The organism is Streptomyces sp. LHD-70, assembly GCF_031157275.1.
In the GTDB taxonomy this organism is placed as follows: Bacteria; Actinomycetota; Actinomycetes; order Streptomycetales; family Streptomycetaceae; genus Streptomyces.
In genome coordinates this window covers 316,070-329,163 of sequence record NZ_JAVIFW010000010.1, presented here as the reverse complement: position 1 = coordinate 329,163, position 13,094 = coordinate 316,070, and the positions used below count along the sequence as shown (strand labels likewise).

Below are 13,094 nucleotides of genomic sequence, written 5' to 3'. Positions count from 1 at the left end.
AACTCTCCGAGACGGGGCCGGTCGCCACGCAGTCGGTGTTCGCCGCCTCGTACACCACCAAGTCCCGTGTCACCCACGGCATTCCGGTGGTCACGGTCAAGCCCAACGCCGTGCCGGCCGCGACAGCACCGGTCCCCGCGCTGGCCGTCGTCGAACTGGCGGTGCACTTCTCGGAGCTCACCACGGGCACGCAAGTGGTCTCCCGTACGCCTCGGCAGTCCAGCGGCAGGCCCGAGCTGACCGAGGCGGCGGTCGTCGTCGCGGGCGGCCGGGGCGTGGGCGGCGCGGACGAGTTCGCGCTCGTCGAATCGCTGGCGGACGTGCTCGGCGGGGCAGTGGGTGCCTCGAGGGCGGCGGTGGACGCGGGCTGGTACCCGCACTCCCACCAGGTCGGCCAGACCGGCAAGAGCGTCTCGCCGCAGCTGTACATCGCGGCGGGCATCTCCGGCGCGATCCAGCACCGGGCCGGCATGCAGAGCGCGAAGACGATCGTGGCAGTCAACAAGGACGAGGAGGCACCGATCTTCGAACTCGCCGACTACGGCCTCGTCGGCGACCTCTTCGAGGTACTTCCCCAGCTCATCGACGAGATCAAGGCCGGCAAGGGCTGATCTCTCCTGATGCGCAGCGGGCCTTTGATCCGGCCCGGCCGGTGCGCGGCGGCCCCACTGTCGACGACACCCGCTCGGTTCCAAGCGCCGTTGCCCGAGCGGGCACCCGCCCCGGTCGCCCACCATCCCAAGGCCGACCGGGGTGCAGCCGTGTCCGTACGAACTCAGCGGTTGGGCTCCCGGCTTGCGCTGCGCGACTGACACATCCGACCAACTCCCCCTGGCCCCGCCGCCTTTCTTGAGGAGCTGACGACTCGATGATCCGTATTGGCGTCATCATCCTGCCCGAGCAGGACTGGGACACCGACCGCGAGCGCTGGGAACGAGCCGATGCCTACGGGTTCGACCACGCGTGGACGTACGACCACCTGGCCTGGCGGACCCTCGCCGACGGGCCGTGGCATGCGACGATACCCACGCTTGTCGCCGCGGCTCTCACCACCAGCCGCATCCGTCTGGGCACCTTGGTGACCACGCCGAACTTCCGGCATCCGGTGCCGCTGGCGAAGGACTTGATGACCGTGGACGTGATGTCCCACGGCCGGCTCACCATCGCGCTCGGTGCGGGGGCACCGGGATTCGACTCTGCAGTGCTCGGCGGGGAGGAGTTGTCCCCGGCGCAACGGTTCGATCGGTTCGTCGAGTTCCGCGATGTTCTCGACAGGCTGCTCTCCGAGAGGGTGACCGACTGGTCCGGTGAGTGGTACTCGGCGGTGGACGCACGGATGATCCCCGGTCCGGCGCAGCGGCCCCGGCCTCCGTTCCTCATCGCCGCCGACGGGCCGCGCGGCATGCGGCTCGCCGCTTCCACCGCCCGTCGACCTGGTGACGGCTGGGTGACGATGGGCACGCGTAGGCGCGGGCTCGACGAGGACACCTGGTGGGCAGAAGTCGCCCGGACGGTACGGAGGATGGACGAAACGCTCGACGGCCCCTGGCCGCAGGTGCGGATGCTGAACATGGAGTCCGGCACCGCCCACGTCTCCTCGGTGGAACACCTGCGAGACCGCCTGGGCCGTGCCTCCGAACTGGGCTTCACCGATGTCACGATCGCGTGGCCGCGCAGGGACGAACCGTTCCGCGGCGACGAAGCAACCCTCGACGCCATCGCAGCCGACCTGTCCGCGCTGCGGCGCGTCAACGACTGAGCCGGACGTGTGCCAGAGGCAGTCCTGCTGCCTCTGGCACCGTCCGGCTCCCGAGCTCACTGTCGGATCGTGACCGGCTCGGCCTCGACGGCGTCCCGGGCGCCGTCCTGCGCAGCCGATGTGCTGTTCGTTGCATGGACACGCGACTTCCGTCGCTCGCCGGGCCGCAGGCTTGTGGCGGCGACGGATGCGCAGGCGACCGCTGCGATGCCGATCCACTGGGATACACCGAGGTGCTGCCCCAGGATGAGCAGGCCGAAGAGCGCGCCGGCCGCCGGTTCGAGGCTCGTTAGAACGCCGAAGACGCGGGGCGGGATTCGGCGCAGCGCCTCCAGGTTGAGCGAGTACGGCAGCACGCTGGAGGCCACCGCAACGACGGCCGCCACACCCAGCACCTGCGGGTCGAGCAGTGCGCCGCCGGCGTAGCCGATGCCGTACGGGGCGCTCAGTACCGCGGCCCAGATGATGGCCAGGGTGAGTCCCTGGCCACCGCCGAAGCGGGTGGCCATCCGGGCCGAAACGAGGATGTAGCCGGCCCAGCAGCATGCCGCGACGGCGGCCAGGGCGAGTCCACCCGGATGCAAGGGCGCCCCGCCCGGGTCGCTCAACAGCAGAACGCCGCTGACGGCCAGGAACGCGGGCAGCAGGTCGATGACCCGGCGGGAGCCCAGCAGGGCGATGGTGAACGGGCCGAGGAACTCGATCGTGGCGACGATGCCGAGTGGGACGTGGTTGACCGCTTCGAAGAACGCGATGTGGTGCCCGGCCAGCAGGGTCCCTGCTCCGAGCAGCGTCGCCCAGGAGGACTTAAGGCCCGCGAATGCCTTCCGTCCAGGGCGCCAGAGCGCGTACAGCAGTACGCCCGCGATTAGCAGCCGGAGGAACACGACGCCCGCGGCGCCCACTTGAGCGTAGGCACTGGCGGCGAAGGCGGCACCGAACTGCATGCCGCACACACCGGCCAGGACGAGCCCCGGCGCGGGCACCCTATCGGTGACGGTGGCAAGCCCTCGGGCCATGGCGTTCTGCTGCATTCTCATCCGTGCTTCTCAGGCCCTGGGCACGCGGATACCGCGGCCCGGGCGGGATTCGTCAAGTGGCCCATGGCGACGGCGAGTTACCCGCCGTGCCCGTCGGCGTGGTCAGTCGGCCACGCGCAGCAGGAGCTTGCCCGTGGACGAGCGCCCGCCCATGAGCCGATGGGCCTCGGCCACTTCCGCCAAGGGGAATTCAGCGGTGACGGGAAGGGTCACAGTCCCTTCGGACACCGCGAGCAGGGCGCGTTCGGTCAGTTCACGCACGGCCTGAGGTGCGGTCTGGGCGAACGCCAGGATGGAGAAGCCTCCGACGGTGCGACCCTGTGCGTACAGCTCCGGCTGCCCGACCTGCCACGGCTCGGCGCCGCTCGCGTTGCCGAAGGAGACCAGGCGCCCGAAGACCGCGAGTGTGTCGAGGCCCCGGCGCAGCGTGTCGCCGCCGACCGGGTCGAGGACCAGGTCGACGCCCCTTCGGCCAGTGGCCTGGAGGACATCCTCGGTGAAGCGGTCGGGCCGGAACACTGCGTCGTAGCCGTGCTCAAGGGCGTAGGCGGCCTTCGCGTCGGTGGAGGCCACGCCGTACACGACGCCGGCGCCGGCGGCCCGCGCGAGCTGCACTGCCACGGTCCCGATCCCTCCTGCCGCACCGTGCACCAGTACGCTCTCGCCGGCCCGCAGCCGCCCGACCTCGTGGATCAGAGCGTGGGCGGTCGGGAGCACAGTGGGCAGGGTGGCTGCCGTCCGCAGGTCGAGGCCGGCGGGGAGGGGGAAGACGGTGGCCGCCCGGGCGAGCGCCACCTCGGCGTATCCGCCGCTGTCGACGAGCGCGGCAACCTCCTGGCCGGGGCTGAGTCCGTCGACTCCCGCGCCGACGGCCCGGACCCGTCCGGAGACTTCGAGGCCCGGCCGGTGCGGCAGTGCGTCGACCCGGTAGCCCTCGGCGCGCGCCTTGACGTCCGCGAAGTTCACGCCCGCCCAGGCGACGTCGATCGTCACCTGGCCGGGTCCCGGCTCGGGCGTCTCAGCCTGCACCAGCCGCAGGACCGCGGGATCACCGTACTCATGGAACTCGACGGCCTGCATACGCGACCACCTCCCTAAGTGTTCAATCGATGTCGAACACTAGCACTGTACGATGACAGGCGAACACTACGGCGGCAGCAGTGTCTCGACGAAGGGCTGAAGAGCGATGTCAGATCAGGCCGAAGGATCGGGCCACCGTGCGGCACCCGTGCACACGGACCCCGAGCAGGTGGCCCTGTTGACCGCCCTGTCCGCGCTCGCGGACCCCGTGCGCATCCAGCTGATCCGCGAGCTGGCAGCGCACCCCGACTGGACGCTGAGCTGCAGCAACTTCGACGTTCCTGTCGGCAGGGCGGCCAAGAGCCATCACTTCACCGTCCTGCGCGCTGCCGGTCTCGTCGAGCAGCGCGACCAGGGACCCAAGCGGCTGAACCGCCTGCGCCGCGAGGAGTTCGACGCCCGCTTCCCCGGTCTGCTCGACCTGACCCTCCGCCTCGACGACGTCCACTGATCGCGGCCGGCGCGCGGCCAGGCCTCATCCAGCGGCCGCGGCCGACCCCGCCGAAAGCCGCCGGTAGTAGCCCGCGTCGGATGGCGCCAGCGACTCCCGGCCGCGGATCCGGTCGGCGAGCTTCTCGGCCATCATCATGACCGGCGCGTTGAGGTTGCCGGTGATGACCTTCGGCATGATCGACGCATCGACGATCCGCAGGTCGCGTACGGCGTTCATACGCCCCTCGGCGTCGACCACGGCCTCCGCGTCCACGCCCATCCGGCAGGTGCCCGAGGGGTGGTAGGAGGTGCCGGTTGCCCTGCGAACGAAGGCTTCGAGGTCGGCGTCGGAGGTGATCTCCGGTCCCGGGGTGATGAGTTGGGGCCGGTAGCGCTGCCAGGCGGACTGCCGGACCATCTCCTGCGTCATGCGGACGCCGTCGATCATGTCCTGGAGGTCCTGGCGTTCGGCGTACGTGTTGAAGACGACGGACGGCGGCGCGGACGGGTCGGCCGAGTTCAGCGTGACCTCGCCTCGGCTGAGCGGGCGGGAGAGGTCCATCCAGAACTGGAAGCCGGGCACCGGCACCAGCTTGTTGCCCCTCAACTGCCGGGTGATCGGCAGGAATTCCCACTGCATGTTGGGGAAGTCGACGTCGTAGCGGGTACGCAGGAAGGCGCCCGCCTCGAAGAAGTTGGTGGTGCCTAGGCCCTTGCGGCGCAGCATCCAGTCCGCGCCCAGTTTCGCCCGTCCCACAAGGCCGATCTGCGAGGTGAGGGAGTCCTCGTGGCGGGTGCCGAACTGCAGGTCCACTCCCGGGTGGTTCTGCAGGTTGCGGCCCACCTCGCGGGCCTCGGCGACGACGTCGATGCCGTGTCGGCGCAGTTCGTCGCCGGGGCCGATGCCGGAGAGCATGAGCAGCTTGGGGGTGTTCATGGCACCTGCGGCGAGGATCACCTCGCGCTCGCAGCGCACTCGGCGCGGACCGTCGGGGCCCTGCACCTCGATGCCGACGGCGGCGCCGTCCTCGACGAGTACGCGGTTGACGACCGTCTTGGGCAGCACCTTCAGGTTCGGCCGCTCAAAGGCAGGGCGCAGATAGGCCTTGGTGGCGCTCCAGCGGACCCCGTCGTGGATGAAGGACTGCGCGATGTGCAGGCCTTCCTGCCGCTGCCCGTTGTGGTCCGGCGTGATCTCGAAGCCTGCCTGTTCCCCGGCGCGCAGGAACGTCTCGTACATCTTGTGCTGGGCGCGGGCGCGGCTGATGCGCAGCGGGCCGCTGCCGCCGCGCCAGGCGTCGGGGCCATCCTCGAAGCTCTCCATCTTCCGGAAGTACGGCAGGCAGTGGGCGAAGTCCCAGTCCTTGAGGCCGCCTTCGGCCCAGCCGTCGTAGTCCATCGGGTTGCCCCGGTTGAAGATCATGGCGTTGATGGACGAGCCGCCGCCGAGGACCTTTCCGGCCTTCTCGTCGATGGTCCTGCCGTGCAGATGCGGCTCCGGGCCCGACTGGATGCCCCAGCCGATCTTCTTGTTCTGGTAGACGAACGGCAGGCCGCCGGGCATGGCGATGAACATGTTGGTGCGGTCCGTGCGCCCGGCCTCGACGAGGAGCACCCGCACATCGGGGTCCTCGGTGAGCCGGGTGGCGACGATGCATCCGGACGAGCCGGCTCCGACGACGATGTAGTCGAATTTCTGGGCCATCGGACGACTCCTTCAAATGTTCCGGGTACGTGGATGACTCGTTCCGAGTGCGTGGGTGACTCGTGCTGCGAGTACGTAAGTGACTCGAACGTAGGGTCAGTCGCCTACGCCGGACATCAGCGCCGGGAAGGAGAGTTGGGCCGCGCTTTCAACAACTGTCGAAGGGTGTCCGCGCAGCAGGTGAGAGGACGTGTTTTCAGCGCTCGGCGGCCGCGCGGTACGCCGCCAGCCACAGGGCGAGCTGCAGGTTGGTGCGGGACGGGCCGGAGCGCAGGTCGACACCGGTGAGTTCGGTGATGCGGTCCAGGCGGTAGTAGAGCGTGGTGCGGTGGACGTGCAACTCCTTGGCCGCCGTCGCCACTTCGCCGCCGTGGTCGAGGACGACGCGCGCCGTCGTCATCAGCGTGTCGTTGGACCCCTCGGCCAAGATCACCGCTCCTGCATGTAGGTCCCCCGGTTCGAGGGACTCGGGCGCCTCGACAATCAGCCGCCAGGCGCCGAGCGCGTCCCAGTTCTCGGGATCAAGCTGGGCCCCGGCGGCGACCGCCCTGCGAACGGCGGATGCTCGCCGTACCGCCTCGGTCAGTTGCACCACTGGCAGGGGTGCGCCGCTTGTCGCAGGGCGCGCGCCCACCCGCGCGACGTGCACGCTCATCCCGTCGGCAAGGGCCCAGCCACCGGGTCGGGCCGGGACCTCCACCTGTACGCGGGCGTCGAGGGGCAGGTTTTCCAGCTGAGAGAGTTCGCGGGCCGCTTCCTCGTCGGGACCGAGGAGGAGTCGCTCCAGGAGGGCCTCGCGCCTCCGGTGCCGGCGTTCCTCGGACTCCTCGCTGCCCGCCAGGGCCTCGGCGGCGAGCTCCGCGCACTCCAGGAGCCGTGGCAGCGCGGCCTCGTCCAGGTCACCGTCCGGGTCGAGCACCCACAGCAGGCCGAGGGTGCGGTCGCCACAGCGCACGGGCATGCACCAGCGCGCCCACATGGATGCCTCGGGCACGGCCGGTACGCGGACGGGTTCGGTCGCCTCCAGGAGGTGGAAGCGCTGGACAACCGAGGCCACGACCGGGGTCACGTGCCGGTCGAGGATGGTCTGGGCGCGGGCGCCGTCCACCGCGCCCTGGGTGTTCCACCACACCGGTCGCTGTGCGCGGTCCTCGATCAGGACCGACAGTCCGATCTCCGCAGCGAGGCTGTCGACCTCCGCCTGTACGTCCACCTGATCCACCACGAGGTGTGTTCCTCCGTACCTCTGGACCGCTCTCGCCTGCTCCGGGCCGTGGCACTGGATGGGGCGTCGTCTTGCGGCCATGCTGCCTCTACCGGGCGTTTTCGACAAGTGTCGGATGCCCGGGGGAACTTTCCGTCCGCGCTCCGAAGCGCCGGCTCCGGCCCGCCGCCTAGCGTCGGAGCGAACGCACCGTACCTCTTTCTCCTCTGCCACGGAGCCGCCCCATGACCGCATCGTCCGTACCCCACCCGCCGGGTCTCGCCGCCGGGCTCGCCGAGGTCCGCGCCGGCGACTACGACATCCCGCTCGTGATCGGCGGCCGGGAGGTGCGCACCGGGAAAACCCGGACCGTCGTGACACCGCACGCCCACGCAGTCCGCCTCGGACAGGCCCATCACGCCGGTGCCGCCGAGGTGTTGCAGGCCGTCGACGCCGCCCGGAATGCATCCCGCGACTGGGGCACGGCGACTCCGCAGGAGCGTGCGAAGCCCTTCCTGCGGGCGGCCGAGTTGCTGGAGTCCGGGCCGTGGCGGGAGCGGATGAACGCGGCAGCGATGCTGGAGCTGTCCAAGACGCGCGACCAGGCCGAGGGCGACGCCTCGGGCGAGACCGTCGAGTTCATCCGCGCCAACGTGGCGAACATGGCGGCGATGGCCGAGATGCAGCCGTACTCCCCCGAGGGGGTGCGCAACCACGTCGAGTACCGCCCCCTGGAAGGCTTCGTCTTCGCGGTCTCCCCGTTCAACTTCGTCTCGACGAACAACCTCGCCTTTGCGCCCGCGTTGCTCGGCAACACCGTTCTGTGGAAGCCGCATCAGAGCTCCTCGCTGGTCGCCCACCTGTCGATGCAGCTCCTGCGGGAGGCTGGGCTGCCCGACGGGGTCATCAACCTGGTGCACGGCAGCGGCGCCGAGATCGGTGAAACCGCCCTTATCCACCGGGAGTTGGCGGCCGTGCACTTCACCGGCTCCACCGGCACCTTCCAGCACATCTGGAACACGGTGGGCCGGAACATCGGCGGCTACCGGGACTTCCCGCGCCTGGTCGGCGAGACCGGCGGCAAGGACTTCATCGTCGCCCACCCGTCGGCCGACATCGAAGCCCTCGCGGTGGCCTGCGTGCGCGGAGCATACGAGTACCAGGGACAGAAGTGTGCGGCCCCGTCCCGGATCTACATTCCGCGCAGCATCTGGCAGGCGCTCAAGGAGCGGCTGGTCGAGCTGACCCGCTCGGTCACCATGGGCGACCCGACCGCCCCCGGCACGCACATCGGCGCCGTCATCAGCGCCCGCCAACACGCCAAGCACGCCGAGGCTCTGGCCAAGGCGCGCGCCGAGGGCGTCGTGGTGACGGGCGGCGGCACGGACGACTCCACCGGCTGGTTTGTCGAGCCCACCCTGCTCGAAGTCACCGACCCGCACTCGGCGTTCATGACCGAGGAGCTGTTCGCGCCGGTCGTCGCGGCGTACGTCTACGAAGACGATGGGCATGCAGCCTGGCAGGAAACGCTGCGTCTGGTCGACGAGTCCACCGTGTACGCCCTGACCGGCGCCGTGTTCGCCGAGGACGAGGCAGCGATCACCGAGGCGTCCTCAGTGCTGCGGTACACGGCGGGCAACTTCTACATCAACGACAAGCCGAGCGGCGCGGTCGTCGGGCAGCAGCCGTTCGGCGGTGCCCGCGCCTCGGGCACCAACGACAAGGTGGGGACGGTCTGGAACCTGATCCGCTTCGCCAGCCCGCTCAGCGTGAAGCGCAACGAGAACCCTCCTCGCACGTCGGGCAACGACGCTTGGGCAGCCCAGTAGCCGCACAGGGCAAAGGCCGAGGCCGTCCGGGTATGAGCACACTCCCCGGACGGCCTCTCGCGTTGCTGCTACTTCGCCGCAGTGACGGCCGTTCCCTCGCCCGCCGTTGCCTGCTGCGCCTCCACTTCCGCGCGATGGATCTCCAGCGCGACGGCCTCCTTGAGCTCCTCGGTGGCGAAGCCGACGGCCACGGCCCAGTAGTAGACCGCCAGGGCGAGGGCCGTCTCCAGGAGCGTGCCGACGGGGAACGCCCACGCCGCGCCGGGGCCGAACTCCCCGTAGTACGACAGTGGGAGCGTGCCGAGCAGCAGCACGACCAGCCAGAGTCCGCTGCCCAGGTGCCTGCGGCCCTCGCCGTTGCTGAGCAGCCAGAGCACTCCGTAGTACGCGACGATCAGGACACTGCTCACCGCGCAGTACAAAGGGAAGGTCCAACTACCCTCAGCCGCCTGGTCGTTAGTCGCGAGGAACCAGCCGCCGCGCGCGGTCACCCAGCACCAGGCCACGAAGTAGACGAGGCTGACGCCGACCCCGGCCCCGCGACCGGTCCAGCCACGGAACGGGCCGTAGTGCGCGCCGTACACGACCAGGCCGCCGAAGACCAGGACAGTGATGTTGACCAGCGTCTCGAAGCCCGCCCAGTAGATCAGCGCGGCAGCAGCGCAGAAGCCCGCCGGCGCCCAGAACCCGGCCTGCCGCAGCACGAACGGGCGCTGCAGGTCGGGAGCGTACCGCCGCATGACCGGCAGACACACCGCAGCCATCAGGGCGCTCAACACCATGGCCGTGCTGATGAACCCGGCGAGCCGCGCCCAACTCGGGGAAGGTGCGAAGAACAGGCAGCCCATGACGAACGAGACGACGGTGGAGACCCACGGCACGCCGTGCTTGTTGGTCTTCTGGAAGGCCTTGGGAAAGTAGCCGTGGATGCTCAGGCCGAAACCGACCCGGGCCGTGACGCCGAGGAACACATAGCCGGACGCGCCGGGCGAGACGACCGCGTCGATCAGCAGGACAGTAGCGAAGGCGCCGAGCGCCCCGATCGACGCGGCCCGCAGGGCGTGGACCAGCGGCCCGTCCGCCCAGGAACTACCGGCGAGCGCCGCCCAGTCACCGACACCGACACCGGCGTCCGACCAGCTCACAGCGCCGATGAAGGCGACCTGAAGCAGTACGTAGATGGCGAGCGGGATGAGGATGCAGCCGATCGTGCCGAGCGGGATCGTGCGCTTCGGGTTGACGACCTCACCGCTGAAGTCGAGCACGCCGCGGAAGCTGGTGAGGGTGAACGCGATGCCGGAAATGGCGACCGTCTCGAAGACGGAGCCGCCGCCCATCGGGAAGAGGCCCGTCGCGGTGAAGTTGGACGAGTTGAACGTGAAGAACAGCAGCAGGAACGTGGCGATCGGCACGAGGATCTTCCACCAGGTCACCCACCGGTTGGCCTCGCTCAGGAGCCGTACGCCGAAGATGTTCACGAGGTAGAAGAACGCCATCAGTGCGATGCCCGCGAGGATGCCGTTCGGCCAGGCGAGGACGGATACGCCGTCCTTGACCTCCAGGAGCCCCAACTCCGGGAACGAGCCGCTGAGATAGGTGAGGACGGCAAGCGCCTCGATCGCGGGCAGGGAAAGATTCGCGATCCAGTAGGTGAAGCCCATGATCCAGCCGGTCAGGCCGCCGTGGGTGAGGTACGGGTAGCGCACGATGGCCCCCGAGCGCGGCAGCGCCGCCCCGACCTCCATCCACGCGAGCGCGATCAGGGTGATGATCGCGCCGCCGATCACCCAGGACAGGATCGCAGCTGGCCCCGACACACCAGCAGCGGTCAGCACTGCGAAGAGCCAGCCCGAGCCGATCTGGCCACTGATGGCCAGGAACAGGACCTGCTGCAGGGTCATGGTGCGGCGCAGTTTGCCGTCCGCGCCCTCGTCGGGCAGCGCCGGCTTGAGCGGCTGCGTCATGAGGTGGTGCTCCTTCTTTCGGGCGCGGGCCCGAGTGCTGGAAGGAGTGGCCACCGGTGTGCATTTTTCCCTCGCCGTCAGGCCCGGCTGTGTGGTTCCGACCATGTTGGGGCAGGTCACGGCGCGTTGTGCCGCCACTGTTGTCGGAGATACGGAGCGGGATTCCGGCAGTTGTAGGAGATCGCGAAGCGACCGGTCTGGGCCCGCTACTGCCCCGGCCCGGGGCGGTGCCCGGCGATGGTCAGCCAGAGCCGGGCGTCGAAGTCCTCCTGCGGCAGCTGGGCTGCCATGTACCGCACCATGTACTCGATCTTCGCCCGCCAGTGCCGTACGGCGTCGTTCCCAGAGCGGTTGTGCAGCGCGTCCAGGATCGCCGCGTCCTGACGTACGACCCGCTCGCCGGCGTCCGCGTAGTCGAGGCCCAGGATCGAGACGAACATCCTCAGCTGCATGCTGAGATTGCGGAAGTGCAGGGCGGTGCGCGGCAGTTGGGCGGCGTCCGCGAACGCGTCCTGGAACACGGTGTCCGCCTCGACCATGACCTGCGCGTCCCCCAGCCGCACGGCCGTTCTCGCCTCGTCGAGCGCGGCGCTGACAGGTTTCAGGGCCGCAGGCTCCAAGGTCACCAGGCGCCGTAGCAGTACGTCGCCGAGGGCAGCGCGCGATGCATAGGTCTCCAGGACGTCGGCGGCGTGGATGGTGGGGATCAGTGCGCCCTTGTTCGGTAGAAGTTCGAGCAGTCCGGCCTCGGCGAGGGTGCGCAGCGCGTCCCGGACCGGACCACGGCTGACGCCGAGGCGGGCGGCCAGCGGGGCTTCGGTGATCCGCTCACCCGCCGCGAACTGTCCGGCGGCAATCGCCTCCTTCAGCGCGTAGACGACCTGGTCGGCAAGGCGTGGTGTGCCGTCCGACGCCCCGGCCGCGCCACCTCGGAACGCGACCTGCCCGACCACGGGTGTTGTATGTGCTCGTGAGTCGTTTTTCATTCCGCTTTTGGCCGGAGAGGGCGCGGGGAGGTCCTCGCGGACCCAGGTGAACTCCCGCTCGTTTGCCGCAGGCCATCTGTGGACCTGCTCCGCGACCTCCGCCAGGCCGATCACATTGCGGGCGCGGGCCTGCCAGGCAGCGCGCGTCGAGGTGTACTCCACGGAGAAGCGGTGCTGTCGGCGCCACCCGGCGAGCGGGCCCGCTCCGAGACCCGCTCCCCTACCCAACTCCTCTGCATCGACAATGAGTTGGACATCCACCGGCGCGGGCACCTTGCCGTCGAGGAGGGCCAGGAACGCACGCAGAGAGGCAGCGGCCGCTGCAATGTCGACTCTGATCGCGTTCCCCTCCGCCTCCCCGGCGGGGGCAGCTCGGCGGCAGTGTTCAGCCGCGGCGAGGACGGTGGGCAACCCGTTGCGGGGCGCCCGGGCGACAGAGTCGACCGGCCGGCGCAGGGCGAGGACACGCAGAGCGGGGCCGAAGTGGACACCGAGCAATTCGTGCGCCGGTGAGTCGGCGGCCGTCGGGCTCGGCCACCAGGTGCGCCAGATCCTGCTGACGGTCGTCTGGCTCAGACCGGTGGCCGCGGCCACCGAGCGTGTGGACCAGGAGGCGCGGCCATGGAGCGGGCGCTGCAGCATCGTATGCAGGATCTCGTCGGCGGCGGTCTCCGGAACGGCCTTCGGCCTGCCCGGACGCGGCTGGTCGCACAGCCCGTCGAGCCGCTCGGCGAGGAACCTGGACCGCCACAGGGCGACCGTGTCCCTAGAGACGCCCAGCTCCGCTGCGACGCCGATGCTGGTGGGCAGTCGCTCGCAGGCGAGCACGATGCGGGCCCGTAGCGCCTGCGCCTGGGTGGAGCTGGGGCTCTCGGCCCAGCGCCGGAGCGTGCCCCGCTCGGTGTCGGTGAGTGTCAGGGAATCGCGCGGACGGCCGACCATCACACCATCGTAGGTGAACTTCCGACTCAGGGAGAGAGAGATGCCCCAGTTGGGTCTCCTGCTCTTGTCAACAACATGACCAGGCTCACATACTCCCTCGCAATTAGCTCGAAGGACGTACGAGGGCCGCTCCGCCCGCCGGGTCCGGCGTCC

10 protein-coding genes are annotated in these 13,094 nt (G+C 69.8%); 4 read left to right on the top strand and 6 right to left on the bottom strand.

Translation table 11 applies throughout. The features are described 5' to 3' along the window. On the top strand, positions 1–611 hold a 611-nt coding region (locus RCO28_RS22025; RefSeq protein ID WP_308942907.1), incomplete at its 5' end, for an electron transfer flavoprotein subunit alpha/FixB family protein. 257 nt (positions 612–868) lie between these two features. Further along, entirely contained in the window at positions 869–1,759 is an 891-nt protein-coding gene (locus tag RCO28_RS22020; protein WP_308942906.1) for an LLM class flavin-dependent oxidoreductase, read from the top strand. 56 nt (positions 1,760–1,815) lie between these two features. Here RCO28_RS22020 and RCO28_RS22015 read toward each other — a convergent pair whose 3' ends face one another. Continuing rightward, on the bottom strand, positions 1,816–2,799 hold the full coding sequence (locus RCO28_RS22015) for an EamA family transporter (protein WP_308942905.1): 984 nt from the start codon (positions 2,797–2,799) through the stop codon (positions 1,816–1,818). A 102-nt stretch (positions 2,800–2,901) separates the two neighbouring features. Further along, complete coding sequence (locus RCO28_RS22010; RefSeq protein WP_308942904.1) at positions 2,902–3,879, bottom strand: zinc-binding dehydrogenase; 978 nt, start codon at positions 3,877–3,879, stop codon at positions 2,902–2,904. 106 nt (positions 3,880–3,985) lie between these two features. On the opposite strand from RCO28_RS22010, the gene RCO28_RS22005 reads away from it, so the two are divergent. Beyond that, positions 3,986–4,330 carry a helix-turn-helix transcriptional regulator gene (locus RCO28_RS22005; protein ID WP_308942903.1) on the top strand — a complete coding sequence of 115 codons (345 nt, stop codon included), beginning with the start codon at positions 3,986–3,988 and terminating at the stop codon, positions 4,328–4,330. A 24-nt stretch (positions 4,331–4,354) separates the two neighbouring features. On the opposite strand, the gene RCO28_RS22000 is transcribed toward RCO28_RS22005, so the two are convergent. After that, positions 4,355–6,016: a choline dehydrogenase gene (locus RCO28_RS22000; protein WP_308942902.1), complete on the bottom strand. Its 1,662-nt coding sequence runs from the start codon at positions 6,014–6,016 to the stop codon at positions 4,355–4,357. 196 nt (positions 6,017–6,212) lie between these two features. Then, on the bottom strand, positions 6,213–7,241 hold the full coding sequence (locus RCO28_RS21995) for a helix-turn-helix domain-containing protein (protein WP_308942901.1): 1,029 nt from the start codon (positions 7,239–7,241) through the stop codon (positions 6,213–6,215). Positions 7,242–7,465: 224 nt separating this feature from the next. On the opposite strand from RCO28_RS21995, the gene pruA reads away from it, so the two are divergent. Continuing rightward, a complete protein-coding gene (gene pruA, locus RCO28_RS21990) occupies positions 7,466–9,049 on the top strand; it encodes an L-glutamate gamma-semialdehyde dehydrogenase (RefSeq protein ID WP_308942900.1) in 1,584 nt (527 codons plus the stop codon). Positions 9,050–9,117: 68 nt separating this feature from the next. On the opposite strand, the gene RCO28_RS21985 is transcribed toward pruA, so the two are convergent. Together RCO28_RS21985 and RCO28_RS21980 are read right to left on the bottom strand one after the other, a co-directional pair. Continuing rightward, entirely contained in the window at positions 9,118–11,013 is a 1,896-nt protein-coding gene (locus RCO28_RS21985; RefSeq protein ID WP_308942899.1) for an APC family permease, read from the bottom strand. 206 nt (positions 11,014–11,219) lie between these two features. Continuing rightward, entirely contained in the window at positions 11,220–12,941 is a 1,722-nt protein-coding gene (locus RCO28_RS21980; RefSeq protein ID WP_308942898.1) for a GntR family transcriptional regulator, read from the bottom strand. Positions 12,942–13,094: the final 153 nt, after the last annotated feature.

Bases quoted from the DNA above. Each gene is read 5' to 3' on its own strand.
- RCO28_RS22020 (WP_308942906.1), top strand. From the start codon at position 869: ATGATCCGTATTGGCGTCATCATCCTGCCCGAGCAGGACTGGGACACC.
- RCO28_RS22015 (WP_308942905.1), bottom strand. From the start codon at position 2,799: ATGAGAATGCAGCAGAACGCCATGGCCCGAGGGCTTGCCACCGTCACC.
- RCO28_RS22010 (WP_308942904.1), bottom strand. From the start codon at position 3,879: ATGCAGGCCGTCGAGTTCCATGAGTACGGTGATCCCGCGGTCCTGCGG.
- RCO28_RS22005 (WP_308942903.1), top strand. From the start codon at position 3,986: ATGTCAGATCAGGCCGAAGGATCGGGCCACCGTGCGGCACCCGTGCAC.
- RCO28_RS22000 (WP_308942902.1), bottom strand. From the start codon at position 6,016: ATGGCCCAGAAATTCGACTACATCGTCGTCGGAGCCGGCTCGTCCGGA.
- pruA (WP_308942900.1), top strand. From the start codon at position 7,466: ATGACCGCATCGTCCGTACCCCACCCGCCGGGTCTCGCCGCCGGGCTC.
- RCO28_RS21985 (WP_308942899.1), bottom strand. From the start codon at position 11,013: ATGACGCAGCCGCTCAAGCCGGCGCTGCCCGACGAGGGCGCGGACGGC.
- RCO28_RS21980 (WP_308942898.1), bottom strand. From the start codon at position 12,941: ATGGTCGGCCGTCCGCGCGATTCCCTGACACTCACCGACACCGAGCGG.